Raw genomic sequence first — 26,006 nt, 5'->3', positions numbered from 1 at the left:
CGCATGTCAATAAACTGTCACTACTAAAGCGTAGTATTTTTCTGTATAATTTGCCCTCAAATTTTAAGCGTTTCGAATTCTATGTCTGATATTAAGAATCTCCGCAATATCGCAATTATTGCGCACGTCGACCACGGTAAAACCACGCTTGTCGATAAATTACTTCAACAATCTGGTGCACTCGGCGAACGCGCGGGTGAGATTGAGCGTGTCATGGACTCGAATGCGCTTGAAAGTGAACGTGGTATTACCATTCTTGCTAAAAACACTGCGATCAAATGGTTAGATAAGCGTACTGATACGGAATACCGTATCAACATCGTGGATACCCCGGGACACGCAGACTTCGGTGGCGAAGTTGAACGTGTAATGTCGATGGTTGACTGTGTATTGCTTCTTGTTGACTCTCAAGAAGGTCCAATGCCACAAACTCGCTTCGTAACACAAAAAGCATTTGCTCGTGGTTTGAAGCCAATCGTGATTATTAACAAAGTTGACAAGCCAAGCGCTCGTTGTGACTGGGTTATTGATCAAGTATTCGACTTATTTGATAACTTAGGTGCATCTGATGAGCAATTGGACTTCCCAGTTGTTTATGCTTCTGGTCTTCGTGGTGTGGCCGGTCCATCACCAGAAGAATTAGCGGATGATATGACACCGTTGTTTGAAACGATTGTTGATATCGTAGAACCACCAGCAGTTGATGTTGATGGTCCGTTCCAAATGCAGATTTCTTCACTTGACTATAACAGCTTCGTTGGTGTTATCGGTGTTGGTCGTATTCAACGTGGTTCTGTAAAATTGAACACTCAAGTAACCGTAATTGATAAAGAAGGTAAGACACGTAATGGTCGTATCTTAAAAATCATGGGTTATCACGGTTTAGAGCGCGTTGATGTTGAATCTGCTTCTGCTGGTGATATCGTTTGTATCACAGGTATTGATGCATTAAATATTTCTGACACGATTTGTGATCCGAAAAATGTTGAAGCATTACCTGCATTGTCTGTAGATGAACCTACAGTTTCGATGACATTCCAAGTGAACAATTCACCGTTCGCTGGTAAAGAAGGTAAATTCGTTACTTCACGTAACATTCGTGAACGTCTTGATCGTGAATTGATCCACAACGTTGCATTACGTGTTGAAGATACTGATAGTCCAGACCGTTTTAAAGTTTCTGGTCGTGGTGAACTTCACCTTTCAGTATTGATTGAAAACATGCGTCGTGAAGGCTTTGAAATGGGCGTATCACGTCCACAAGTGATCATGAAAGAAATCGATGGCGAAAAACAAGAGCCATACGAAAACGTAACTTTTGACGTTGAAGAACAGCATCAAGGTTCTGTAATGGAGCAAATGGGCTTCCGTAAAGGCGAAATGACCAATATGGAAGTTGACGGTAAAGGTCGTATCCGTATTGAAGCAACTGTACCTTCACGTGGTTTGATTGGTTTCCGTTCTGAATTCTTAACTATGACTTCTGGTACAGGGATCATGACATCAAGCTTCTCGCATTACGGTCCAGCAAAAGCAGGTACTGTTGCGAAACGTCAAAATGGTGTGTTGATTTCTATGGTTCAAGGTACTTGCTTGGGCTATGCATTATTCACACTTCAAGACCGTGGTCGTTTATTCGCTAAGCCACAGCTTGAAGTATATGAAGGCATGATCATCGGTATTAACTCGCGTTCAGATGACATGGTTGTTAACCCAACCAAAGCGAAGCAGTTAACCAACGTTCGTGCTTCAGGTACTGATGAAGCACTGACTTTAACACCTGCATTGGAATACACGCTAGAACAAGCGCTTGAATTCATTGAAGATGATGAGTTGGTTGAAGTAACACCAAAATCAATTCGTATTCGTAAGCGTTACTTGACTGAAAATGAACGTAAACGTAACCGTGATAAATAATTTTTCTTAAGTGAAAAGTGAAAAGCCGCCAAATTGATTTGGCGGTTTTTTTATTGCATCATGAAAAGAGTGATTACATGCTTAAGTTCATATTTTTACTAAAATAAAATATGTTGTTAAAGTGTGAAATAACTTTCTTTTTTTGATAAAAATATTAAATTATCAACATTATGCTAACGATTTACACCTGTGTATTAAACAATCCCAAAACAGGCTGTATTCATTTTAATTCTGGAGCGTTATAGATGAGTATTATTCAAGAATTTAAAGAGTTTGCTGTCAAAGGCAATGTCATGGATCTCGCGATTGGTGTGATCATTGGTGGTGCTTTTGGCAAGATTATTGATTCTATGGTCAAAGATCTTCTGATGCCAATTATTTCATGGATTTTGGGTGGTGATGTAGATTACACCAATTGGTTTGTGGTGTTGGGAGATAATCCGAATAGTATTAGCAATCTTGCAGCAGCCCAAGAAGCTGGGTTAAATGTGTTTGCGTATGGTAATTTCATTACCGTGTTGATTAATTTCTTATTATTGGCATGGGTGGTGTTCTTGTTAGTGAAAGTGATGAATCGTCTGCGTAAACAAGAAGAAGCAGCGCCAGCAGAACCTGCACCAACGCCAGAAGATGTTCAATTGCTTCGTGAAATTCGTGATGAGTTGAAAAAACAAGGATAATATCCGTAATAAAAAAACGGCATCAGGGGATGCCGTTTTTTATTGCCAATCAATTGGTCGCAGTAGCACATCCATTTTTTTTAATGCCTATGCTTACATAGAAAAATCCTGAATTTCATTCTAAGATACATCCGAATATTAAAGGGGGAGTGGAGAAATGAATCGTCTCTTTGTTTATGGAACCTTGTGTCCAAATCGAGAAAATGCCCATATTTTGGGGGCGATCGAAGGGGATTGGCAGCAAGCACGTGTGCATGGAACTGTTTACGTTTTAGATTGGGGGCCTGATAAAGGGTTGCCAGCGATCGTTCTTAATTCACAAGACCCATTTGTTGAGGGATACTTATTCAGTTCCGAAAAATTAGATGAAAATTGGAAAATGTTAGATGATTTTGAAGGATTTCAATATCAACGCGTACAGACGGAGGTGATTCTCACTTCAGGTGAATGCATAGGTGCATGGACGTATGTGATGAAACCGAAACAAAACTAGTGTTTCTTATCTATTTAATATTTATTATTTTAATGAGCTTAAAATAAGGTTTAAGCTCATCTTGGATTATCTTAATCCATCCGAAACTTAATTTCTAACAAATGGAAACCGAATTGGCTTTTGATTGGGCCATGTAAAACGCGTTCTGCTGCACTAAAAACCAATTTATCTATCACAGGAACGAGTTGCCCTTTTTTGACTTCGCCGAGTTCACCACCGCGTTTGGCTGAATTACAGGTTGAATATTGCTTCGCAATTTTTGAAAAATCAGCACCAGAATGGATACGTTTTTTCAACTGTTCAGCCATGTCTTTATCTTTGACTAAGATATGTCGAACAATAGCAGTTTTCATGCGTTGTTCTCCTTTTTTAAAACTATGCTTTTTTCAATTTCAATGGTTGGCATTGTGGACAAAACACACTTGCTCGTTGACCAAGTTTCAGATTCTCTAATGTGGTCTCACAGTTGACACACATTTCACCAGCGCGACCATAAGCCAATAGGGTTTGTTGGAAATAACCATTTTCACCCATTGCATTGCTATAATCACGCAAAGTTGAACCACCTAAGTCGATTGCATGTTTCAAGATCCGTTTCACTTCAATCACTAGCTTTTCTACGTGTGCCTTCGTTAAGGTGCTAGCAGGTTGTGCTGGATGAACGCCAATGTTAAACAAGCTTTCGGTTGCATAAATATTGCCAACGCCAACCACCACATGATTATCCATTAAAGCAATTTTAATGCCGACATTCTTTTTTTGTAATTTTTCTAAAAGATACCTAGCGTTGAAATCCTCAGAGAGTGGCTCAGGTCCAAGAGTGTCAATCAGTTTGCTTTGGTTTGCCTGATCTAGCCAAAGAATACATCCAAAACGTCGAGGATCGTGATAGCGAAGTTGCTGATCTTCAAAGTCAATGATGAGGTGATCATGTTTTCTCAAAGCATCATTCGGTTCACATAAACGAAAACTTCCTGACATGCCGAGATGCCATAGCATTTGATCTTGTTCAAATTCAGCCAATATATATTTAGACCGACGTTTAAGAGCTGTTAAGCGTTGTCCCACTAACTTTTCAAGATTATCAGGAATGGGCCATCGGAGACTGGCATTCAATACCTTAACCGATTGAACACGTTGTGTGAGTAGCGGCAATAGACTGGTTTTCGTAGTTTCAACTTCAGGAAGTTCAGGCATAAAAAGCTCAAGTTGTTTCAACAACAATACAATGAGGGTAAATGTTTCACTTACAATTATGAGGGTATTTAACTTTATTTGCCAATGTCGATCAGTAACAAGATTGATGATTGTGGCTAAAGTTAATGATGTAAGACAAATATAAAATAATCAAATGCTTACTTTAAAAATCCTGTTTGAATTTTTGAGAAATAAGGAATCTTCATGCCTTCAATGAAAATTAACTTTTTATACGGTTGTGTCGTGTTATGTATGGGTTTAGGTAGTAGCTCAATCTGGGCTACTGAATCTAATTCAGAGCCTACAGTTCAGCTCCCAACGATTACTGTTGAAGCAACTCGTATGAATACTGACTATTTACATACACCAGCATCTGTTTTTCGGGTGGATACATCTGAGCAACAACAATCTGCTCAAGTTAATTTGACTGAATTGGTAAAAGGTGTACCGAGTCTACAATTGAATAATCGTGAAAACTATGCACAGGATTTACAGCTATCCATGCGAGGTTTTGGTGCGCGTTCTACTTTTGGGGTGCGAGGGATTCGTCTTTATGTTGATGGTATTCCTGCGACGATGCCGGATGGTCAAGGTCAAACTTCAAATATTGATTTGAGTAGTCTGAGTCATCTTGAAGTTCTAACAGGACCATTTTCTTCTCTCTATGGAAATTCTTCTGGTGGGACGTTGTTAACCACAACCAAAGAAGGTCAAGGCAAGGATTCAATTGAATTAAATTATACTGGTGGTAGTCACGATAAAAATCGTGCGGGTATCATTTTGCAAGGTGGCGCCAAAAATCAAAATGAACCCAGCTATATCATTAGTTCATCTTACTTTGATACAAATGGCTACCGACAACATAGTGATGCTGATAAAGTTCAAAATAATGCCAAGCTAACGTGGAATTTGGAAGATGGTTCCAAGGTGAACTGGATTACCAATTACGTCAAAATCAATGCAAATGATCCACAAGGTTTAACTCGCGAACAATGGCGTGAAAATCCACGACAACAGGTTCCTTTTCTCAAGCAGTTTGATGTGCGTAAGGATATAGAGCAGATTCAAACTGGAGTAACGTGGTCAAAACCAATTGATGAGCAAAATGAACTTTATATGATGGGATATTGGGGAAATCGCCAAGTCACGCAGTATCAATCCATTCCAAAATCTACTCAAGAAAATCTGAGACATGCAGGTGGTGTAATTGACTTTGAGCGTAACTATTATGGTGCTGACTTTCGTTGGACAGGCAAGGAGCTATTGCCAAATACTATAGTGAGTTTAGGTGTTGCGCTTGATGCAATGGACGAAGACCGTAAAGGATATGAGAATTTTAACTTAGTAAATGGTCAACCTTCTTATGGTGTTAAAGGCAAATTGCGCCGTGATGAAGATAACACCTTGTGGAATATTGACCCATATTTACAAGCTTCTTGGCAGTTCTTACCTACATGGAAGTTAGATACAGGTGTGCGTTATAGCAATGTACACTACAAATCCAAGGATCATTTCATTGTTGGAGTCAATGGGGATGATAGTGGCAAAACAGATTATTCTAAGTTACTTCCGTCGATTGCGTTAAGCTGGCAAGTCTTACCAGAGTTATTGACCTATGTGAGTTACGCTAAGGGTTTTGAAACGCCAACATTTACTGAAATGGCATATCGCCCTGATGGGTTAGGTGGATTTAATTTTGATTTAGAAGCATCAAGTAGTGATACCTATGAGTTTGGCTTAAAGTCACAAAATATGTTGGGTAATTTTACGTTGGCGGTATTTCAGACCAAGACTAAAGATGACATTGTTTCGGCTGGTGCAAAAGATGGACGCAATACTTTCCGCAACGCTGATAAAACTTTACGTGAAGGTGTAGAGTTAACATGGAACAAAGCGCTATGGCATGATTTGATTGCAAATGCTAGTTATGCATATTTAGATGCGACTTTTGAATCGGATGTGCCTGAGATTGGTTCAGTTTCCAAAATCGAATCTGGTAATCTGATTCCAGGGATCGCAAAACAACGAGCCTATGCTTCATTGGCATGGAAACCTAAAGCTGGATTATATGGCGGTGTAGATGCTCAATATAGTGACAAAATATATGTCAATGATATTAATACTGAGGTAGCACCAAGTTACACCACCATTTCTGCTTACACTGGCTATGTTTGGAATATGAATGACTGGCGTGTAAATACTTATGCACGTATCGATAATATGTTGGATAAAAATTATATTGGTTCAGTGATCGTAAATGATGGTAATGGGCGTTTCTTTGAACCAGCAGATGGGCGTAACTGGAGTGCGGGTTTTTCCGTAACTAAGCAATTCTAACCATATGAATCACCAAATACCTTATCTTGAAAGAATAGGTATTTGGTGAATTTTTACGATATTTATGGCTTTGCGCCAGATGCTTTAGCTTGCTTTTGTTGAGCTTCAATCTGTTCTACTTTGGCCAAGGATTCTTTAGCTTGAGGGATACCTTGTCTCGCCAGCTCGGTAAAAATCTTTTTCGCCTCAGGTAGATTTTGCTGAAGAATATCACCATTTGCGAGCATATTACCCAAAGCCATTAAAGACGGTGCGTAACCTTTTTCAGCAAGTGATTGGATAGATCTAATCGCTTGTTGACGCGTAACAGGATTCTTATTTTTAACCCCTTGTCCAAGATCATATATCGCTCTGATATGCATTGCAGGGTAATAATTCTTCTGAATTAATGGTCTGAGTTGGCGAATTGCAATTTGATCTGTCTCAGGTTTACCCTGAGCAAATAATAAAGTTGCGATTTCAACAATAGCTTCTTCGGACCCTTGTTTGGATGCTTTGTCGAGGTACTCTTTAAATTTTTGAGTGTCTTTGCTTAAACCTAAGTTACCTTGACGATAGGCTTGGGCAATCACGAAGCTTGCTTTCCCGAAACCTTTATTTGAAGCGTCTTGATAATATTGCAGTGCTTTCTTTTCATCTTTATTGGTTCCTTGACCATGTTGGGTCATGGAGCCAAGATTATAGATTGCTTGAGCATTTCCAGATTCTGCAAGACGTTGCATTTCTGCAAATGCTGCTGGGTAATTTTTTGCCTCGTAGAGTTGAGTTGCTTTTGCAAATACATCGGGCTTATTGGTTGCTTTGTTGTCTGCTGCCAATGTTGAGTGGCTTGCAACGATCATTAGACTGGCAATGAGCAACTTTTTCATCTTTTTTTCCTTTCCTTCATTTCTGCTCAAATCCTTTGTAATCAGCAGAAAATAACTTAATCCCCACATCATAAAAGTTTCGCAGAGAATGTAAATAATGATTTTGTATGTATTGTGAGGAAGCCTGTTTTATAGATGAATTTGTTGTTTTAATAAGAAAATTTAAGTGTAATAAATAAAATTAACTCATGTGTTCATCGGATTCATTCGCCGTGATCACACATGAGTTGGTACGATTAATTTTTTGGAGAAGAACTTAGCTAGGTCGAGCGACATCACCATTCAAAGCTTCAGGTAAATCTAAAACCTTAACATCAAGTTCTTGTAAAGCTGTAGGTTTGGCAATCACCAGAGCGAGATAACCATTGTCAAAAGCAATACTATTGACTACCTCAACATCTTTGTTGAGCTGTGTTGCAGGGGCAGGTGTTGTCTCTTTACCTTGAATTAAATGTAACCAGTGTTTCGGTTTAGCTTTAAACCAAAGACGAGCCACAATTTCTTGCCCGAGATAACAGCCTTTATCAAAGTGCACGCCTTCCCGTTGATGTAGACGCAGTTCTTGAGGTTGAAATAGATGTTCAGTTGTTTGAGTAATCCATGCTTGTCCAGATTGAATTGCTTGAACTTGCCATGTATTGATGTCGGTTTCTGTAGTAGAAAAATCAGTTTGAATACCATTTATCGTTGGGAAAACTGAACTGATCTCTTCTAATTTCATTTTAGAAAATGCACCAAACTTACGAATATGTTTGGCAAACTCTTCTGCTTGATCCTGTGTAGTCACCAGCTCAAAGCTTTCTGAATTTATTTTTTTGATCCATAGACCAAAGTGGATACGGCCCTTTAAATCACAAATTGCAGTATAACGGCTTTCATTCTCAACCAATCGTTCAACATGAACAGTGACTTGACCTTGTAAGAATTTTTGTGCATCTACACCATTTAAGCTAAAAGCAGTAAAAGCAAGTTGGTTCATAGATCAATCCTAAAGCAGCATTCTGATCGTTAAAATAAGGGATATTATTTTGCGCCATTTTTCACAAAAAAGCAGCTTTTGAATGTTGATATTCGTGTTGAAATAAATAATTGATCACATCATTTTGGTAGAACGATTGTGATTGCAGGCTACATTTAGAGAATAATAGTGAGATTGGAGAATAAAAATGACAGGCACAGTGAAGCTACATCGTGTGTTTAGTGCACCAGCAGAACGAGTCTTTAAAGCCTTTCTAGATCCGGATGCATTGGTTAAATGGATGGCACCCCATGGGTTTACTGCTAAAGTTCACCATTTAGATCCGCAGAAAGGCGGGACATATAAGATATCATTTACAAATTTTTCAACGGGTCAGGTACACTCATTTGGTGGTACTTATCTTGAACTGGTTCCAAATGAACGACTCCGTTATATCGATAAATTTGATGATCCAAATTTAGTTGGAGACATTCAGGTCACGATTGAATTAAAGCCCGTCATGGTTGGCACTGAGGTTTATATTACCCAAGAGGGCTTACCTGATGTGATTCCTGTTGAGGCGTGTTATCTAGGTTGGCAAGAATCATTGTATCTATTAAGTTTATTGGTCCAAGCAGATATCCCTGACCAATAACAGACACTAACATTTATCATTTGATCACTGTAAAATTGAAAAGGAAGATTTAATTGTATTTGCAATCTAAAATACGGAGCTCAGATATCAAATTGATTCCAGAACGGTTTACATAGAAAAAAGAGTTAAGTGCAAAATTTTGAAAAATAAAGTCTATAGCTCATAATAGAGTTTTTGAGATTTTTTATGTCTTTTCCAAATTGCCCACAATGCCAATCAGAATATACTTATCAAGATGGCGACTTATTGATTTGCCCTGAGTGCTCACATGAGTGGAAAGAAGGAGAGAGTCAGGCTGCAGAATTAGAAGAAATGATTAAGGATGCAAATGGCAACCTTCTAGCTGATGGTGATAGTGTTACCGTAATTAAAGATTTGAAAATCAAGGGTTCATCTTCAGTTGTTAAAGTAGGAACAAAAGTTAAAAGTATTCGTTTAGTACCTGACGCAAGTGATGGTCATAACATTGACTGTAAAATTGATGGGGTTGGTGCAATGAAACTGAAATCTGAATTTGTGAAAAAAGTTTGATTTATTTGCGATCAGGTTATATGAGGGAGCAGTTAGAGCTCCCTTTTTACAATTATATCAATTACCAAAAAAGAACAAAAAACGATCTAATGCGCTTTTGTGCTGTTCTATATTGTTTGAACAATAAGATGAATCTAAATATTAGAAAAAGAGGTGTTTATGGCAGGGTGGTTTGAAGTGAGTCAAGCGAGCGATGGCCAATATCGTTTTGTTTTAAAAGCTGGTAATGGTGAAGTGATTTTAACGAGTGAGTTGTATAAAGCAAAAGCTTCAGCAATGAATGGCATTGCCTCGGTACAAAAGAATAGCCCAGATGATGCGCGTTATGAACGTTTAACCGCTAAAAATGATAAGCCTTATTTTAATCTTAAGGCAGCAAATCACCAGATTATTGGTACGAGTCAGATGTATGCGAGCGAACAGTCACGCGATAAAGGAATTGAATCGGTCAAACAGAATGGTTCATCAGAAACCATCAAGGATTCCACTGTTTAACGTTTAAATAAAAAGCCGTTTCAATGAAACGGCTTTTTTTACATCTTGAATTAAAGTCAGATTAGCGAACAAGTTTTGCGAATAACTCTTCTTTATTGAGATTACTTGCTTCTGCATCACGACGACCTTTGTACTCAAAAGTACCAGCATCTAAGCCTTTTTCACCGATGACGATACGATGCGGGATACCCATCAACTCAAGATCAGAAAATTTAACGCCAGGACGCTCATTACGATCATCAAGTAACACATCGTAGCCTTGTGCTTGTAGATCAGCATACAGTGCTTCAGCCGCTTCTACGGTACGTGGTGATTTGTGCGCATTCATTGGAACAATAGCTACATCGAATGGCGCGATTGCTTGAGGCCAAATAATCCCTTTATCGTCGAAGTTTTGTTCAATTGCTGCTGCGACAACACGGGTCACACCAATACCATAACAGCCCATGGTCACTGTAAATGGTTTGCCATCTTCGCCAAGTACCTTACAGCCTAAAGCTTCTGAATATTTTGTACCGAGTTGGAAGATATGACCGACTTCGATACCGCGCTTAATTTGCAGAGTGCCTTTACCATCAGGAGAGGGATCTCCTTCAACCACATTACGAAGGTCGTAAACCTCTGTAAAGATTGCATCACGATCCCAGTTGACACCAGTCGCGTGTTTATCAACTTCATTTGCGCCAGCAATGAAGTCAGATAATACAGACGCAGCACGGTCTACGATGACAGTTAAGCCCTTTTCGACTAAACCTTGTGGACCACAGAAACCAGCTGTTAAACCGTGTTGTTGTAATTGTTCTTCAGTTGCAAAAGTTAAAGGTGCTGCAATCAAAGGATGTTTCTCTGCTTTGATTTCATTCAGCTCATGATCACCACGTATGAACAATGCCACGATTGGTGTATTGCCAGCTTCATCAGTAATTCCTTGTACAAGGAGTGCTTTTACAGATTGTTTAGCATCAGCATTCAGAAATTGGCAGACATCAGCAATGGTTTTTTGATTTGGCGTGTCGACTAAAGCAAGATTTTGGGTCGCAGCAGCGCGTTCACCGACTAAAACTGCTTCAGCCATTTCAACATTTGCAGCATAGTCTGACTCAGTCGAAAATGCGATATCATCTTCACCACTTGCTGCAAGCACATGAAATTCATGGGATGCTGAGCCGCCGATAGAACCTGTGTCTGCTTGTACAGGACGGAAGTCCAATCCGAGACGACTAAAGATACGACTGTAAGTGTCATACATCACATCATATGTTTCTTGCAATGATTCTTGATTTGCGTGGAAAGAGTAAGCGTCTTTCATAATGAATTCGCGAGAACGCATTACACCAAATCGTGGACGAATTTCATCACGGAATTTGGTCTGAATTTGATAAAAATTCAAAGGAAGTTGTTTATAACTCTTTAATTCATTACGCGCCAAATCTGTGATGACTTCTTCATGGGTAGGGCCAAGCACAAAATCGTTATTGTGACGATCTTTGAAACGAAGTAATTCAGGACCATATTGTTCAAAACGACCAGATTCTTCCCATAACGCTGCAGGTTGTGTCACAGGCATAAAAACTTCTAATGCACCCGAACGGTTCATTTCCTCGCGGACAATAGCATCAACTTTCTTTAAAACGCGTGTTCCCATGGGCAACCAAGAGTATAAGCCAGAAGCGAGTTTACGGATCATCCCCGCACGTAACATGAGCTGATGAGAAATAACCTCAGCATCATTTGGGGTTTCTCTTAACGTTGCAAATAAAAAGCGGCTTGCGCGCATGGAAACTGTCCTAAAGTTAAGTGTAATTAAAAATGGTGAGTGTAGGTCAATACAGCTCACCTACATTTGAACTGACGGGCATTATGACATGAATCAAGGGATTTGGCGCAGTAAAAAGTCATATCTGATTTCTAAATGAAGGTGCGATCTAACAAAATCCTTGTTATTTAAAGGACAATATAAGATTGGATTTATTGTGTGATTATTGATTTGACTCGAGTTTTTTGAGTCGATTAATGATGTCTGTATATTCGTGATCTGTTTTTTGATATGCATTTCGAAGACTTTCAACCGTTTTTTTCACACTTTCAATATTCTGCGTATTATTTGCTAGGTTGCTCTTGAGTTGTGCTGGAACTGCTTGCCCTTTGCGATGATATTCCATTTCTTGGCGTTTAAATCGAATTTTATCGCTTTGTAATTGCTGGAGTTGTTCTTGCTGATAATTTAACTGTTTTTTTAAGTTTTCTAGGATCTGATTCCTTTTTGCCGTTGCAATTTGAGCACTACCATAAGCTCGTTTTAACCGTAAATCCTGTTCTCTTTGGCGAGCTAAAGCTTCTCTTTGTGCTGATTGTTGTGCGTCTACAGCTGCATTGTATGGTCGGTTACGCCTGATCACTTGCATATTTCGATCAAGTGCTTCGTATCCGTGACGAATATGATCTGGTGAAACAGATGTGCTGACATTGGCAACACCATTATTATCATAATAGCGGTACCAAACGGCTTTAGCTTGGTCTGTGGCAGCAAGGGTAGATGTGCAAATGAATATCAATAGGGAAAATGAGCAAATGTAAATGCAAGTCATCGTTTTAAGCTGGCTAACGCGGAAAGCGCACTTTAACGAACCAGTCATTACATCTCCCGTAAAAAAGTTAACTAAATCACTTATTTTTAAATAATAATCAATTGTATATTAGTGGTTATTTATACAATTAAAAATAGTTGGAATGCAAAAAAAATAGGAATTTAATTAAAAGTGTGAACTACTTACGGTTGTTCTAAGAAACTGATAGGTTGGTTCAAAAAACTTCATTGATAATGCAAGTAAAGATATGTTAAAAATATCAAACTGTATAAAACAAATTAAACCAACCACAATTTGTATTGAGTGAATGGGGCGGAACAATTAAATGGAAGATAAATTTCAAAATTTAAAGGTGATGGTGATTGACGATTCTAAAACGATTCGTCGTACAGCTGAGACCTTATTACAACGTGAAGGTTGTGAGGTAATTACTGCAGTTGACGGTTTTGAAGCATTATCAAAAATTGCTGAAGCAAATCCAGATATTGTTTTTGTGGATATTATGATGCCGCGTTTAGACGGTTATCAAACCTGTGCATTGATCAAGAATTCATTAAATTATCAAAATATTCCAGTCATCATGCTTTCAAGCAAAGACGGTTTATTTGATCAAGCAAAAGGGCGTGTTGTGGGGTCTGATGAATATTTAACTAAGCCGTTTAGTAAGGATGAGCTGTTGAGTGCGATCCGTAACCATGTCAGCGCATAAAATTTAAAAATTGAGGAAAAAATGGCTCGTATTCTTATTGTAGATGATTCACCTACTGAAACATTTCGCTTTAGAGAAATTTTAACTAAACACGGTTATGAAGTTTTAGAAGCAACTAATGGTGCCGATGGGGTAACGATGGCACAAGCTGAATTGCCTGATTTAGTGCTTATGGATGTTGTCATGCCTGGCATGAATGGCTTCCAAGCAACACGTCAGATCAGTAAAGCGAAAGATACACAACATATTCCTGTTGTGATTGTCAGCACTAAAGACCAAGCGACGGATCGTGTATGGGGTAAGCGTCAAGGGGCAAGTGATTATTTGACCAAGCCAGTAGATGAGCAACAGCTTATTGATGTGATTAAACAGCTATTAAGTTAATTGGTTCGCTCACTATGAGCCTCTCATGACGTAATAACGGGATAGAGTATGGCAGCAAACGGATTTATCGAGTTGCTTCGTTTATCCAAGCGAGGCAACAAACAATATACTGCAACTCAAAATGAAGTCAGCCGTTGGTCTGGTATTGCATTTGAGATGTTAGGGCAATATTTTGTTGCACCATTGGGGGAAATTTCAGAGGTGATTTATCCTCCGAAATACACACCTGTACCGAATACTCAGGCATGGGTGCGCGGTTTGGCAAATATCCGCGGAAGATTGCTTTCAGTGACTGATTTATCACATTTTATCTCAGATCAACGAAGTCAATTTTCTCCGACACAAAAAGTAATTTGTATTAGCCATCAAGATCATTATGTGGGGTTGGTCGTTGATCAGGTCTTGGGAATTCAACAATTCAATAAAAAGAGTTTTTTTTCTCAAAGTAATGAGCTAGACAGTAAATTAAAAGACTATTGTCAGGGGTATTTCCACCAACATAATCAACAATGGCATGTGTTCTTACTGAGTCGATTGCTAAAAAATCCTCAGTACATGAACGCATCAATAAAGTTTATAAACTAATTTAATACGCGACGGAAGATAAGCGCGTATTCAGGGGAGAAGCTGGAATGGGCTTTAAACTTAAAAAGAAGAATGGTAGTGACGGTGCAGGATCGAAAAAGGGCGGGGCTTTTCTAGGAAAAATTCGAACGCAACTTGATCAATTTTCTCGTTTATTCGGTGAAACTGAAAAGTCTAAGCCGATTATCTATCGTGCCTTAATTGCTTTGGTCCTTGCAGTTATCCTCTTAATTTATTTGTTCGTGAGTTTGCCACGTTCTAACCAATTAACGCGTAGCTTAGGTGAGTTGCGTTTGCTTTCGCAGATGATTTCACGCCAAGCAACTGAAGCCACTGCTTCAGGTACATCTGAGACGATGAATAACTTGGTTGCTTCTGAAAAGCGATTTGCAGAAAATCTGGAAGTTGTTGAAGATGTATATGGTAAAAGCTCAGATGAATATAAAAAGGTCAATGAGTTGTGGACCAACGTATCTAAAAACATCGACTTAATTGCATCTCAACAAGCGATCATTAATCAGCTTTATGACACTAACATTTCGATTAGTGAAACGATTCCTGAGATTCAAGCTGAATATAACTTGATGGTTGACCAAATGGTTCGTGAGAACATGCCAAGTAGTCAGGTAATCATTACCAAGAACCAAGTGTTTATTGCAGAGCGTATCTTGCGTTCGATCAACTCGGTATTGGTCGGTACGGACAACTCTAATGCATCAGCGAATGACTTCGGTGCGGATATTGACACCTTTGGTATTTACTTAAATGCTCAATTGAATGGTAGTTCAGAACTTGGTGTAGATCGTATTAGTTCACCTGATCTGCGCGAGTCTGTTGATAGTATTAAATCTGATTATGATGCAGTTTTGAAATTGGCGGCTGAAACGGTTCTAAAAAATGCCAACCATATTGTCCATGTACGTCAAGCATCTTCTGAAATTTTTACTCAATCTGATGCCTTGTTGACTTCGTTGAATGCTTTGTCAGATAAAGCAGAAGGCGGTTGGGATAACATTTTTGCGGGTATTGTGCTGATTCTATCTTTAGCGGCGTTGGTATTCTTTGTATTAAAGCTCTTAATGTTACGTAGCAATACAGATAAAGAGCGTGTGACACGTTTACAAGATGAATATGATCGTAACCAAAACGCGATTTTACGTTTACTTGATGAGATTGCTGACTTAGCTGATGGTGATTTACGTTCATACGCGACCGTATCGGAAGACTTCACTGGTGCAATCGCTGACTCGATTAACTTTGCGATTGATCAATTACGCGATCTTGTTTCTCGAATCACCGATACATCTCAAGAAGTTGCACGTTATACTCAAGATACGCAAAGCATTACCAATCAATTGGCGGAAGCTTCTGAGCATCAGGCTCAAGAGATTGCTGGTGCTTCAGCTGCAATGAATGAGATGGCATTGTCAATTGACCAAGTATCTGCGAATGCATCTGAATCAGCAGAAGTAGCAAAACGTTCGGTACAAATTGCAACCAATGGTGCGCAAGTGGTAAACCGTTCGATTGAGGGGATGGATCACATCCGTGAACAAATTCAAGAAACATCTAAACGTATTAAGCGTTTAGGTGAATCATCTCAAGAGATTGGTAACATTGTCTCATTGATTAACGATATTGCCGACCAAACCAACATCTTGGCATTGAACGCTGCGATTCAAGCATCGATGGCAGGTGAGGCAGGACGTGGTTTCGCTGTCGTAGCGGATGAGGTTCAACGTCTTGCAGAACGTTCTGCATCAGCAACCAAACAGATTGAAAGCTTAGTAAAAACCATTCAAACAGATACCAATGAAGCTGTTATTTCGATGGAGCAAACAACATCTGAGGTTGTACGTGGTGCTAACTTAGCAAAAGATGCTGGTATTGCACTTGATGAAATTCAAACGGTATCGGGCGATTTGGCAAAACTGATTGCAAGCATTTCGGACGCAGCAAAACTTCAATCTGCTTCAGCAAGTCATATTGCGACGACGATGAATGTTGTACAGGAAATTACGTCGCAAACAACAACAGCAACGTTTGATACAGCACGTTCGGTTTCAGAGTTGGCGAATATGGCTGAATCATTACGTGAATCGGTGACTGACTTTAAGTTACCAGAATAAGCAGCAGGATTGGAAAGACAGATGGGGGTGTCTGTCTTTCCATTTTTAGAGATGTAGGATATCTCTACAAGGTGATGGCGAAATGGAACGACATCTTGTGTGATTGATACTCGTATTTTTTACCCACAATTGGTGGATAAAAACGAAAGAAGCCGCTATGAAAGAAATATTAAAAACGTTAGTTGAAACGATGACGCTTCCTGAAGATAGTTATCTTGAACAAGATGCAGAAATTCTTGAAATTTTTATTGAAGAATTAGATGAAATCTTTGTCGAGTTAGACCCATTATTGGTTCAATGGATTGAACAGCCGAATCTACAGAATGTGTTGACTGATATTCGTCGTCATTTCCATACGCTCAAAGGTTCTGGTCGCATGGTCGGTGCGAAATCTTCAGGAGAACTAGGCTGGACGGTGGAAGATACGTTAAATCGTGTCTTAGCTGGAACGATTCCGCTTACGACAGAAATTCAACGTTATGTACAAGCGATTTTTAATATTTATCGCTTTAAGTTAATTCACGATTTCAAAGCGGTTCGAGCACATCTGATCGACTTACGACCATTGGTGCTATTAGGACAACAATTACAACAACAGAGTGTTGAACCAGCGCTTTCTGACTTATTAATGCTTGCTGATCATTTGGTAAGTGAGGACATAAGTACGGGATTAGAATTAGTTGAAGAAACACTATTTGTTGATCACTTAACTCAAACTGAGCAATCGGCATTAGATAATGCAGATAAAGTGCTAGCTGAAGATGAGCTACTTGCTAAAGAAACTTTGGCTATTTTCTTGGAGGAAGCTGAGGAGCACTTGGCGACAATTGATCAATTCTTACAAAATGATCATCCGACGAATGAGCATTACAACCATTTAATCAGAGCCTTACATACGCTTCGTGGTAGTTCGGCAATGGCGCACATTGATCAAATTTTTGATGCTAGTTCAAAAGTAGAAAATTTATTTAAAACGCTATTGCATGATGAATTGGATTCGAACTCAAATGAAACAGCCTTGCTAACGCATTATGCTCAATTTGTGCGTGATTATTTATATAGTTTGAGACAGTTAGAGACAGCGCAAAGAACAGACGAAATTCATGCAACTTTCAATACTGCTTGGGATAGCTATGATTTCCAACTTGAAGATTCTCATGGAGAAAATCTAAGACCGCAAGGCTTAGTTTCACAGCTCTTGGAGCTCAATATTCAAGATCTGTTAGATGTGGAATCTGATTTTGATCAGCGTGCAAGGACTGAGTTCCCACAATATATTCAGCAACTCAGCCAGCAAGCTGAAATTTTGCTACAGCATACACATCATCATGCAACGATTGGCATGTATCAATACACAAGCCTCTTAAGATCGAGTTATCAGGACTTAATTTATAAGCCAAGTTTACTTAATCTTGAATATGGATTTGAGTTGTATGATCAAGTTCATCAACAGTTTATTCAGTTATTTGATACATTGGCTGCTGGACAACGAGTTACGCTGACGAAAGAACATGAGCAGATGCTCAATGAGTTAAGTACATTCACTCAACAGAATATCGAGTTATTAGAAGCGGAATTGATTGAAACAAATCTTGATCAAGCTGCTCCATTGAGTGAAGCAGAAGTTGTGCAGGATTCAATTGTTGATACAAGTGATTTAGCCGCTCGGTTTGCATTAGACAAACAACAACTGTCTACGAGTGAATCAAATCGTGATTTTGATCCAGACTTATTGGACATTTTCCTTGAAGAGGCTGATGAACTTTTAGTTGGTATCGATGAGGATCTCAATACTTGGGTTGCTGATCTACAAAATGTGAATGCACTTAAAAACTTGATGCGATATTTACACACCTTAAAAGGTGGCTCAAATATGATTCATGCGCGTCATATAGGTTTGATTGCGCATGAGTTAGAAACAATTTATGAAAAGCTGATTAACCAACAGATTCAAGCGACGCCATCACTTATTTCTGTGATTCGCTCAGTACAGGACGATATTGCGGATCGAATTCAAACGATTCGTGACCAGCAAGTGGATTATCCATCTACGCATGTCTTAGACGTGTTGACTAATTTGATGAAATCAACTGCAACGACAGCTATTCAGATTGATAAATTTGTTGTGTCAGAAGATGAAGATATTGAAAAAGCAGTAGATTTAGATGGCACAACTGAAATAGAAATATCGACTCATTCAGATGTTGCAGAGCCATCGGTTGATGTTACTAGTTTCGCTGCTCAATTGGCTTTGGATAAACAACAATTACAATCAGAGCAATCTAATCGAGACTTTGATCCTGACCTCTTAGATATCTTCCTTGAGGAAGCTGATGAGCTGATGGTGGGTATTGATGCTGATCTTAATACATGGACGACAGATCGTCATAATGTAAATGCTTTAAAGAATTTGATGCGATATTTGCACACCTTAAAAGGTGGTTCAAATATGATTCAAGCGCGTCACATTGGTCTGATTGCGCATGAATTAGAAACGATTTATGAGAAATTGATCAATCAACAAATTCAAGCATCGCCTCAGTTAGTTGCAATTATTCGTCTCGTTCAAGATGATATTGCAGATCGCATTCAAACGATCCGTGATCAACAAACAGATTATCCTTCAACACATGTGATTCAGTTGTTACAACATGCTGATCAAGATATCGATGTTGAGCGCTATGCGACTGAAACTGAGATTGAGCAAACCTCAGCTGAACTTGTAAATGCCGATTTAGAGGTCGTTGCCGCATCTATTGATAATGTTGAATCAGAGAGTACATCGGCTGAAACGCAACTCGATTTTGTAGAGACAGAATCATTGCTTCAAATAGCTGAAGCAGATTCGGATAAAGATGATGTTACATCGAGTCTGATGCAGGATGTTGTGCAGGATGACACCGAAGAAGATGATGTTCGCTCTTTAGTAGAACAAACATTCCTCGAAGAAGCAGAAGAGTTACTCGGCCAAGCTCAACATCTATTAAAACAGTGGTTTGAACAACGCGGTAATCGCAGTTTGTTATTACAGCTTCAACGTAATGCACACAGTCTTAAAGGCGGTGCACGTATGGCTGAAATGGATGCAATCGCAATTATTGCCTACCATCTCGAAAATGCATTTGAGCAGTTTGGTTTACATCATTTTAGTTCAAACGTTTACGATAATTTATTGAATACTGCATTAGCATGGCTCAATGATGCAATCTTTAAACGTCAATATGCCAATTTCGATGGCTTAAAACAAAGTCTTGAAAATATGGAGTTTGTCGATGTAGCTGCGCAACTGCCGCAAAAACTTTCTGCACGCGATATATTTACTCCAGAATACACAATGGAGTTTGTGCAAGGGGATGGCACCGAACCACCATCGATGCTGGGTGAGTGGGAAAGCACTGAACGTATTGAACAGAACAATGAAATGATTCGTGTTTCAGCTGAAGTCATTGAGAAGATGATTGATTTATCAGGTGAGAATGCGATTAACCGTTCACGTATTGAAATGGATTTAGGTCAACTCGGTGGTACGTTGACGGAAATGGAGTTGGCGATCAAGCGTTTAGCAGACCAGCTACGACGAATGGAAGGGGAATTAGAAAGTCAGATTATTGCCCGTCATGGTGGTGAAGATGCACGCTATGCAGACTTTGATCCGCTCGAAATGGATCAATATTCTTCTTTAAATCAGTTATCAAAATCTCTCGCAGAGTCTGCATCAGATTTGGTTGACTTTAAGACAACGCTTTCAGAGAAGATCCGTGATACAGAGGGATTATTATTACAACAATCTCGTATTCAGGCAGAAATCCAAGAAAGTCTAATGCGTACACGATTGGTACCATTCTCGCGTTTATTACCTCGGTTACAACGTATTGTTCGTCAAACAGCCTCGACCCTTAATCGTCCAACTGAGTTGGTCGTGAATAATACAGAAGGTGAGTTAGATCGTAGTATCTTGGAGCGCTTAGTTGCACCATTTGAGCATATGCTCCGTAATGCGATTGACCATGGTATTGAAGACCGTGAACAACGTTTACAAGCAAAGAAACCAGAAACTGGACATATTGTTTTAAACATCGGTCGTCAAGGTACAGATGTTGTTGTCACTTTCAGTGATGATGGTAAAGGGATCGATGTCAATCGTATTAAAGAAAAAGCGATTCAAACTGGATTGATGACCAAAGATCAGAAACTTGATCAAGATGAGATTCTTCAGTTTATCTTCCATCCTGGTTTTAGTACCGCAGCACAAGTCACACAAATTTCTGGACGTGGTGTCGGGCTAGATGTGGTGCAAAGTGATATTAAAGCTTTAGGTGGACATGTCAGTGTGGGTTCTATTTTAGGTAAGGGAACCACATTTACGATTCGTGTACCGACTACTGTAGCAGTAAGTGATGCTTTGATGGTAAAAGCAGGCGATCAACAGTTTGCATTCCCATTGGCACAGATTGATCGTATTGTTCGTATCTCACCAATGGCTTTAGAACAATACTTTGAAAGCCAAGATGATTACTTCAAAATTGATCAAGAAGATTATCGTTTACGCTATTTATCAGAGTTTGTTGCTGGACAGCCTATTCCTCGTTTAACTGGTATTGTTCATTCTTTACCTGTGTTGTTGATTAAAGGTGCTCAAGGTCAGATGACTGCATTATTGGTTGACCAGTTAATCGGCTCTCGTGGTCAAATTGTTGTTAAACCAGTTGGTCAACAATTCTCAAGCATTGGTGTTATTGCTGGTGCAACGATCTTGGGTGATGGTCAGGTTTGTTTGATTTTAGATGGTCAAAATTTAGCGCGCCAAGCCCAGTCAACTGCACGAAGTAAGCACGCAGATGAAACCTATACGAAGCAGCGTTACGATGAGCGCCGTCTCATCATGATTGTCGATGACTCGGTGACAGTTCGTAAAGTAACGTCGCGCTTGTTAGAGCGCCAAGGTTATGATGTGGTGACTGCAAAGGATGGTGTCGATGCAATGGAGCAGCTTGAAACAGTGAAGCCTGATTTAATGTTGCTGGATATTGAAATGCCGCGAATGGATGGTTTTGAAGTAACGAATCTAGTACGACATCATGAAATCCACCGTGATTTACCAATCATTATGATTACATCTCGTACGGGTGAGAAGCATCGTGAACGTGCGTTATCCTTAGGCGTGAGTCAATATATGGGTAAACCATTCCAAGAGGAAACGCTCTTAGAAAATATTGAAAGCTTACTTGCTGTGCGTTGATTAAGGTGAAAAAAGAATGGTAAAGAAAAGCACTAACACCGCATTAGGACAGATTGATCAACAAGAGTTGCAGCATCTTATTACAGTTTCGACTGGATTTATTGATGCTTATATTATTGAGTGTCATCAGAAAGTTCCGATGCTTCTACCGCAAAATATTGTTTTATCCGCAATGGATACGCCTACCAATGTGGAACATATTGAGTGGCATGATTTAAAGTTACCCGTACTGGCTTTGCATGACCCAATGCAAAAACAGGGGGTTGCGTTGGTTGTGGAAGGTGAGGACGTTTCACAGCGTTTTGCACTCATTTGTAATGAAATGCCTGAATCAATTCGTTTACGTATTTCTGAGATCGTGGATGAAGATGGAGACGTTGAGGATCCGAAGGTTTTTAAGTACGTGAAAATGGGGGAGAAAAGATATTTTGTCCCTAACTTACAAAATATAGAAACCCAATTGGGCTTATAAAATAAAAGGAACTCTATTTTGAGTTCCTTTTATTTTTAAATCATGATTTTAGGTAAGCAGTTGCACTAAAATTTGTTCATAAATCTCAGCTAATGGTTCTAGGTCATCGACATTAACATGTTCATTAATTTGATGAATTGTTGCATTTAAAACCCCAAGTTCTAAAACTTGTGCGCCTGTTGGAGCGATAAAGCGACCATCGGACGTGCCGCCACTGGTTGAAAGTACTGTTTCTACACCAGTCACACCCTTAATTGCAGTTTTTGCAGCATTTACTAATTCACCGACGGGTGTTAGGAATGGCAAGCCTGAAAATGTCCAGCTAATATCGTAATTTAACTTATGTTTATCTAGTATTTCCAAAACACGCTGTTGAAGGATTTCTGCGGTAACTTCAGTCGAATAGCGAAAATTAAATGTCACTTTTAGGTGACCAGGAATGACATTGGTCGCACCCGTACCTGCTTGAATATTCGAGATCTGGAATGAGGTGGCTGGAAAATATTCATTACCATTGTCCCATACAGTTTCACATAACTCATTCAAAGCTTTAGAAGCAAGATGAATCGGATTTTCTGCAAGATGAGGGTAAGCAACGTGACCTTGTTTTCCATTTACAGTCAATACTGCATTTAAAGAGCCTCGACGACCATTTTTTACGATATCGCCGAGTTGATTAGTGCTTGATGGCTCTCCAACTAAGCACCAAGTCATTTTTTCATTACGTGCTTCTAAAGTTTCAACTACTTTGACCGTACCATTAATCGATGGGCCTTCTTCATCTGATGTAATTAAAAAAGCAATTGAGCCTTTGTGATCTGGATGTTTTGCGACGAAACGCTCTGAAGCAACAACCATTGCAGCTAAAGCGGTCTTCATATCCGCCGAGCCACGACCATATAATTTTCCATCACGAATGGTGGGTTGGAACGGATCTGAGTTCCATGCATCTAGGTGTCCAGTTGGAACCACATCAGTATGACCAGCAAAACAGAAAACTGGATTTTCTGTACCACGACGAGCCCATAAGTTATCGACATCCTCAAATCGGAGCTTTTCGATATTAAAACCAATTTTTGCTAAACGATCAGCCATGATGTTTTGACAATCATGGTCTACTGGCGTTACAGAAGGTTGGCGGAGGAGTTGTAAACTAAGTTCAAGCGTATCGGAGTGGTTCATGCGAGATGGTGCTAAATCTGGTGAAATCTGAACCGATATAATAGGGGAATATTGCCAAGAAAGGTATGTCAAAATAAACCTTATCTACGTGTAGATAAGGTCTTGTGGGGGATTGTTCGGTAAAATTACATTTTATTTTGTGTCTTTTCAGCCGTTTGAGTAACCTTATCACCAGCTTTTGACACATCTTGGCCAAAACCTTTAAATGTATTACAGCCTGTTAAAACAAAAGCAGTCATGATTGATGCAACTAAAACTTTTTTCATCATATTCTCCGTTTCAATTTAATTTTGATGTATTTAAGAGGCTAAGAAAATTAGAAGAAAATGAACATAATGGTTTGATTATAGATGTGTTATGAAATGTTACTTGGGTAAGTTAAGTTTGATTAAATAATAATGCAGGTTGGCGGAACATATAAAATGCCGGATTAGATTCAGTTGTATGATATAAACCGTCGGTCCACCATATTGCATTGGATGAAGTGGCTATTTGATTCGGGCAAAGCCATTCATGGCGTTGAAGTCGATAGTATCTTTGCTGAGGGATACTCGTTCCCCATGTTCCTAATTGACGAGATGTATTTATCCACATCGGTAAGCATTGATTGTTTTTCTGTTGATGGGGAAGATAAAGTTGGCCTTTCATGACCGCAAATTTTCGTTGGATGTTATAGCCATTTGCTTCTGAAAATTGAAATTGGCGATCAGTAAAATGCTTTAGTTTACGATGTAATGTATCTTCTCGATTGAGTCCATACCAGTGCGCTAGATTTAAATGACCCTCGCCAAGATAATATTTTAAAGCAACCTCCCAATGCTCAACTTCTTGTGTCAGTTGATTAAGCACAAGAAAATCAATTTCGCCTAAAGTGATTGCACCAGCAATTTTTTGGATACTATGCCCGAACAGTTTATAAGGGTGGTATTCGTCATCGAGTAACCAAAACCAAAGTAAGTTCTCAAAACGTAAACCTAAGCGAGTACTTTTAAGTCGAGCTAAAAAGTCGTGTAAAGGTTGAGGTTGTTGATCGAGTTGATATAAACGTTTTTCGTAGTTTTGATACAGTATTTGCCAAGTCGCGTTATCGTGTAAGTCAAACTTGTTTTTTATCATTAGCTCGCTAGGGACGGCTGATAAAATATTTGGACTAGCGATAGCGAAGGCCAGTTGACGTACAATTGGGTTCTTAAATTTTAACCATGGTTCAAAAAAGCAAGGACGGTCAGCGACGCTAAACATGAAGGAACTCGATCATGGAAATAATAGGCTAAGTTTAAGAAACAAGAACAAAAACACTTTATACTAGCACGGTTGTTTTGACATGTTGGTGAATTGGTAAATGAAGATCCTATTCTGGCGCAGTTTAGTTATCCTTTTTGTGACATTAGGGATCATAGGGGCTATTTTGCCAGGCATGCCAACCACTGTTTTTCTCATTATCGCTGCTTGGGCGGCATCTAAAGGTTGGCCACAAATGGATGCGTGGTTACTCAATCATCCCAAATATGGTCCTACCTTGCGTAACTGGCGAGAAAATGGAACTGTGCCACGTAGAGCAAAGTGGCTTGCCAGCATTATGATGTTAATTAGCGGCATTTTGATGTTATTTACCAATGCACCTTTTTGGGTAAAGGTGTTTACCAATACAACCATGTTTATTGTTGCTGTTTGGCTGTGGTTCCGCCCAGAGCCTGAGCAGCGTTAAGAAAAGCAACGCTTTTTAGCTGCGCAAGACGAGCGGCTATGCAGCGAGTGGCGAGTTAAGAAAAGCAACGCTTTGTCCGAGTGCAAGACGAGCAGCTATGCTGTGAGTGGCGAGTTAAGAAAAGCAACGCTTTGTCCTGAGATGGAATTAAAGCTTTGTAATAAGACGAGCATCTGAAAATCAATAATCATCCTGTCTTATATCAAAACTACAGAAAAGCAGTTCTATTTATGTTGAAATAACACCATCTGATTAAAAATATAGAGACTGAACATGCCCTATGCGCTCGAACAGGCCGATATCTTAATTGACTTAGCACAACAAACTTTGTACTTGCCAAAACATAATAAATTTTATGTTATTTCCTCAGGAAAAAATGGTATTGGTGAGCAAGAAAATACAGGGAAGACACCAAGAGGGTGGCATCGTATTGCTCAGAAAATTGGTGATGATGCGCCTAAAAATTCGGTTTTTATTGCCCGACAAGCGACTGGTGAAATATACGATCAAGATCTTGCGCAACAATTTCCTGAACGAGACTGGATTCTTTCTCGGATTTTGTGGTTGGATGGGTTACAAGCTGGATTCAATCAAGGTGATGGATGTGATACATTCAAGCGATATATCTATATTCATGGAACACCAGAGACAGAACCTATGGGCATCCCAATGTCGCATGGCTGTATTCGAATGAAGAATGATGAGGTCATTGAGCTTTTTGAGCTGATTTCAGAGCAGGCATTGGTTTATATTTCGGAACATGCGCTGGATGAGTCGATGATAAAATCAGAAAGAAGTGTTTAAATAAAATACGAAAACATTGGAATTATCAAAGAATTACTTATTTTTTAATCACTCAGGTGGTTTTTTCGGAAAAG

Annotated in this window: 22 protein-coding genes and 3 pseudogenes; 16 read left to right on the top strand and 9 right to left on the bottom strand. The window is 39.3% G+C overall.

Annotated elements, in window-relative coordinates; translation table 11 throughout:
* Positions 1-81 precede the first annotated feature (81 nt).
* From typA to F927_RS07580, 3 genes are all read left to right on the top strand, one after another.
* The gene (typA, locus tag F927_RS07590; RefSeq protein WP_004640657.1) at positions 82-1,917 is read left to right on the top strand and encodes a translational GTPase TypA; all 1,836 of its coding nucleotides are present in this window, start codon (positions 82-84) and stop codon (positions 1,915-1,917) included.
* Positions 1,918-2,162: 245 nt separating this feature from the next.
* Positions 2,163-2,597 (top strand): large conductance mechanosensitive channel protein MscL, encoded by a 435-nt coding sequence (mscL, locus tag F927_RS07585; RefSeq protein ID WP_004640655.1) that lies wholly within the window; start codon positions 2,163-2,165, stop codon positions 2,595-2,597.
* Positions 2,598-2,754: 157 nt separating this feature from the next.
* Positions 2,755-3,090 (top strand): gamma-glutamylcyclotransferase family protein, encoded by a 336-nt coding sequence (locus F927_RS07580; protein WP_005083225.1) that lies wholly within the window; start codon positions 2,755-2,757, stop codon positions 3,088-3,090.
* Between the two features lie 71 nt (positions 3,091-3,161).
* On the opposite strand, the pseudogene F927_RS07575 reads toward F927_RS07580, so the two are convergent.
* Positions 3,162-3,455, bottom strand: a pseudogene (locus F927_RS07575) (peptidylprolyl isomerase); the annotation flags it as partial.
* Between the two features lie 10 nt (positions 3,456-3,465).
* Positions 3,466-4,287 carry a bifunctional DNA-formamidopyrimidine glycosylase/DNA-(apurinic or apyrimidinic site) lyase gene (gene mutM / locus F927_RS07570; protein ID WP_005083219.1) on the bottom strand — a complete coding sequence of 274 codons (822 nt, stop codon included), beginning with the start codon at positions 4,285-4,287 and terminating at the stop codon, positions 3,466-3,468.
* A 252-nt stretch (positions 4,288-4,539) separates the two neighbouring features.
* On the opposite strand from mutM, the gene F927_RS07565 reads away from it, so the two are divergent.
* A complete protein-coding gene (locus F927_RS07565; RefSeq protein ID WP_370736363.1) occupies positions 4,540-6,624 on the top strand; it encodes a TonB-dependent receptor family protein in 2,085 nt (694 codons plus the stop codon).
* 62 nt (positions 6,625-6,686) lie between these two features.
* On the opposite strand, the gene F927_RS07560 is transcribed toward F927_RS07565, so the two are convergent.
* Together F927_RS07560 and ygfZ are read right to left on the bottom strand one after the other, a co-directional pair.
* On the bottom strand, positions 6,687-7,493 hold the full coding sequence (locus tag F927_RS07560) for a tetratricopeptide repeat protein (protein WP_004760852.1): 807 nt from the start codon (positions 7,491-7,493) through the stop codon (positions 6,687-6,689).
* 256 nt (positions 7,494-7,749) lie between these two features.
* Entirely contained in the window at positions 7,750-8,472 is a 723-nt protein-coding gene (gene ygfZ / locus F927_RS07555) for a CAF17-like 4Fe-4S cluster assembly/insertion protein YgfZ (RefSeq protein WP_005083213.1), read from the bottom strand.
* A 181-nt stretch (positions 8,473-8,653) separates the two neighbouring features.
* Here ygfZ and F927_RS07550 point away from each other — a divergent pair, with 181 nt between their 5' ends.
* From F927_RS07550 to F927_RS07540, 3 genes are all read left to right on the top strand, one after another.
* The gene (locus tag F927_RS07550) at positions 8,654-9,106 is read left to right on the top strand and encodes an SRPBCC family protein (protein ID WP_171055811.1); all 453 of its coding nucleotides are present in this window, start codon (positions 8,654-8,656) and stop codon (positions 9,104-9,106) included.
* Positions 9,107-9,292: 186 nt separating this feature from the next.
* Positions 9,293-9,637 (top strand): zinc ribbon domain-containing protein YjdM, encoded by a 345-nt coding sequence (locus F927_RS07545; RefSeq protein WP_004640637.1) that lies wholly within the window; start codon positions 9,293-9,295, stop codon positions 9,635-9,637.
* A 159-nt stretch (positions 9,638-9,796) separates the two neighbouring features.
* Complete coding sequence (locus F927_RS07540) at positions 9,797-10,132, top strand: YegP family protein (RefSeq protein ID WP_004640635.1); 336 nt, start codon at positions 9,797-9,799, stop codon at positions 10,130-10,132.
* A gap of 61 nt (positions 10,133-10,193) precedes the next feature.
* Here F927_RS07540 and F927_RS07535 read toward each other — a convergent pair whose 3' ends face one another.
* Together F927_RS07535 and F927_RS07530 are read right to left on the bottom strand one after the other, a co-directional pair.
* The gene (locus F927_RS07535; RefSeq protein ID WP_005083211.1) at positions 10,194-11,909 is read right to left on the bottom strand and encodes a proline--tRNA ligase; all 1,716 of its coding nucleotides are present in this window, start codon (positions 11,907-11,909) and stop codon (positions 10,194-10,196) included.
* Between the two features lie 202 nt (positions 11,910-12,111).
* The gene (locus F927_RS07530) at positions 12,112-12,768 is read right to left on the bottom strand and encodes a hypothetical protein (RefSeq protein ID WP_004640632.1); all 657 of its coding nucleotides are present in this window, start codon (positions 12,766-12,768) and stop codon (positions 12,112-12,114) included.
* Positions 12,769-13,045: 277 nt separating this feature from the next.
* Here F927_RS07530 and pilG point away from each other — a divergent pair, with 277 nt between their 5' ends.
* From pilG to F927_RS07500, 7 genes and pseudogenes are all read left to right on the top strand, one after another.
* Entirely contained in the window at positions 13,046-13,429 is a 384-nt protein-coding gene (pilG, locus tag F927_RS07525; RefSeq protein WP_004640629.1) for a twitching motility response regulator PilG, read from the top strand.
* Between the two features lie 21 nt (positions 13,430-13,450).
* Positions 13,451-13,813, top strand: a complete 363-nt coding sequence (locus F927_RS07520) for a response regulator (protein WP_004640626.1) — start codon at positions 13,451-13,453, stop codon at positions 13,811-13,813.
* Positions 13,814-13,861: 48 nt separating this feature from the next.
* Positions 13,862-14,398, top strand: a complete 537-nt coding sequence (locus tag F927_RS07515; protein ID WP_005083208.1) for a chemotaxis protein CheW — start codon at positions 13,862-13,864, stop codon at positions 14,396-14,398.
* 47 nt (positions 14,399-14,445) lie between these two features.
* On the top strand, positions 14,446-16,527 hold the full coding sequence (locus tag F927_RS07510) for a methyl-accepting chemotaxis protein (protein ID WP_005083206.1): 2,082 nt from the start codon (positions 14,446-14,448) through the stop codon (positions 16,525-16,527).
* 157 nt (positions 16,528-16,684) lie between these two features.
* Positions 16,685-18,097, top strand: a pseudogene (locus tag F927_RS17445) (Hpt domain-containing protein); the annotation flags it as partial.
* A gap of 84 nt (positions 18,098-18,181) precedes the next feature.
* Positions 18,182-21,766, top strand: a pseudogene (locus tag F927_RS07505) (Hpt domain-containing protein); the annotation flags it as partial.
* Between the two features lie 16 nt (positions 21,767-21,782).
* Positions 21,783-22,238, top strand: coding sequence for a hypothetical protein (locus F927_RS07500; RefSeq protein WP_004640619.1), 456 nt, complete (start codon positions 21,783-21,785; stop codon positions 22,236-22,238).
* Between the two features lie 48 nt (positions 22,239-22,286).
* Here F927_RS07500 and dapE read toward each other — a convergent pair whose 3' ends face one another.
* The 3 genes from dapE to F927_RS07485 all read right to left on the bottom strand — a co-directional run bounded on the left by dapE (position 22,287) and on the right by F927_RS07485 (position 24,662).
* Positions 22,287-23,420: a succinyl-diaminopimelate desuccinylase gene (dapE, locus tag F927_RS07495; protein ID WP_005083193.1), complete on the bottom strand. Its 1,134-nt coding sequence runs from the start codon at positions 23,418-23,420 to the stop codon at positions 22,287-22,289.
* A gap of 125 nt (positions 23,421-23,545) precedes the next feature.
* Entirely contained in the window at positions 23,546-23,689 is a 144-nt protein-coding gene (locus F927_RS07490) for an entericidin A/B family lipoprotein (RefSeq protein ID WP_004640614.1), read from the bottom strand.
* A gap of 109 nt (positions 23,690-23,798) precedes the next feature.
* Positions 23,799-24,662 carry a DUF1853 family protein gene (locus tag F927_RS07485; protein ID WP_005083188.1) on the bottom strand — a complete coding sequence of 288 codons (864 nt, stop codon included), beginning with the start codon at positions 24,660-24,662 and terminating at the stop codon, positions 23,799-23,801.
* 100 nt (positions 24,663-24,762) lie between these two features.
* On the opposite strand from F927_RS07485, the gene F927_RS07480 reads away from it, so the two are divergent.
* Both F927_RS07480 and elsL read left to right on the top strand, forming a co-directional pair.
* A complete protein-coding gene (locus tag F927_RS07480) occupies positions 24,763-25,128 on the top strand; it encodes a YbaN family protein (RefSeq protein WP_004640610.1) in 366 nt (121 codons plus the stop codon).
* A 273-nt stretch (positions 25,129-25,401) separates the two neighbouring features.
* Complete coding sequence (gene elsL, locus F927_RS07475) at positions 25,402-25,932, top strand: cell wall-recycling L,D-carboxypeptidase ElsL (protein ID WP_004640609.1); 531 nt, start codon at positions 25,402-25,404, stop codon at positions 25,930-25,932.
* Positions 25,933-26,006: the final 74 nt, after the last annotated feature.

Source organism: Acinetobacter haemolyticus CIP 64.3 = MTCC 9819 (assembly GCF_000369065.1).
GTDB classification, from domain to species: Bacteria; Pseudomonadota; Gammaproteobacteria; order Pseudomonadales; family Moraxellaceae; genus Acinetobacter; species Acinetobacter haemolyticus.
The sequence above is the reverse complement of the archived record's forward strand: the minus strand, read 5'-3'. Positions and strand labels throughout refer to the sequence as shown.

Excerpts from the sequence above, each read along its gene's own strand:
- typA (WP_004640657.1), top strand. The coding sequence starts at position 82 with ATGTCTGATATTAAGAATCTCCGCAATATCGCAATTATTGCGCACGTC.
- mscL (WP_004640655.1), top strand. The coding sequence starts at position 2,163 with ATGAGTATTATTCAAGAATTTAAAGAGTTTGCTGTCAAAGGCAATGTC.
- F927_RS07580 (WP_005083225.1), top strand. The coding sequence starts at position 2,755 with ATGAATCGTCTCTTTGTTTATGGAACCTTGTGTCCAAATCGAGAAAAT.
- mutM (WP_005083219.1), bottom strand. The coding sequence starts at position 4,287 with ATGCCTGAACTTCCTGAAGTTGAAACTACGAAAACCAGTCTATTGCCG.
- F927_RS07565 (WP_370736363.1), top strand. The coding sequence starts at position 4,540 with ATGGGTTTAGGTAGTAGCTCAATCTGGGCTACTGAATCTAATTCAGAG.
- F927_RS07560 (WP_004760852.1), bottom strand. The coding sequence starts at position 7,493 with ATGAAAAAGTTGCTCATTGCCAGTCTAATGATCGTTGCAAGCCACTCA.
- ygfZ (WP_005083213.1), bottom strand. The coding sequence starts at position 8,472 with ATGAACCAACTTGCTTTTACTGCTTTTAGCTTAAATGGTGTAGATGCA.
- F927_RS07545 (WP_004640637.1), top strand. The coding sequence starts at position 9,293 with ATGTCTTTTCCAAATTGCCCACAATGCCAATCAGAATATACTTATCAA.
- F927_RS07540 (WP_004640635.1), top strand. The coding sequence starts at position 9,797 with ATGGCAGGGTGGTTTGAAGTGAGTCAAGCGAGCGATGGCCAATATCGT.
- F927_RS07535 (WP_005083211.1), bottom strand. The coding sequence starts at position 11,909 with ATGCGCGCAAGCCGCTTTTTATTTGCAACGTTAAGAGAAACCCCAAAT.
- F927_RS07530 (WP_004640632.1), bottom strand. The coding sequence starts at position 12,768 with ATGACTGGTTCGTTAAAGTGCGCTTTCCGCGTTAGCCAGCTTAAAACG.
- pilG (WP_004640629.1), top strand. The coding sequence starts at position 13,046 with ATGGAAGATAAATTTCAAAATTTAAAGGTGATGGTGATTGACGATTCT.
- F927_RS07520 (WP_004640626.1), top strand. The coding sequence starts at position 13,451 with ATGGCTCGTATTCTTATTGTAGATGATTCACCTACTGAAACATTTCGC.
- F927_RS07515 (WP_005083208.1), top strand. The coding sequence starts at position 13,862 with ATGGCAGCAAACGGATTTATCGAGTTGCTTCGTTTATCCAAGCGAGGC.
- F927_RS07510 (WP_005083206.1), top strand. The coding sequence starts at position 14,446 with ATGGGCTTTAAACTTAAAAAGAAGAATGGTAGTGACGGTGCAGGATCG.
- F927_RS07500 (WP_004640619.1), top strand. The coding sequence starts at position 21,783 with ATGGTAAAGAAAAGCACTAACACCGCATTAGGACAGATTGATCAACAA.
- dapE (WP_005083193.1), bottom strand. The coding sequence starts at position 23,420 with ATGAACCACTCCGATACGCTTGAACTTAGTTTACAACTCCTCCGCCAA.
- F927_RS07490 (WP_004640614.1), bottom strand. The coding sequence starts at position 23,689 with ATGATGAAAAAAGTTTTAGTTGCATCAATCATGACTGCTTTTGTTTTA.
- F927_RS07485 (WP_005083188.1), bottom strand. The coding sequence starts at position 24,662 with ATGTTTAGCGTCGCTGACCGTCCTTGCTTTTTTGAACCATGGTTAAAA.
- F927_RS07480 (WP_004640610.1), top strand. The coding sequence starts at position 24,763 with ATGAAGATCCTATTCTGGCGCAGTTTAGTTATCCTTTTTGTGACATTA.
- elsL (WP_004640609.1), top strand. The coding sequence starts at position 25,402 with ATGCCCTATGCGCTCGAACAGGCCGATATCTTAATTGACTTAGCACAA.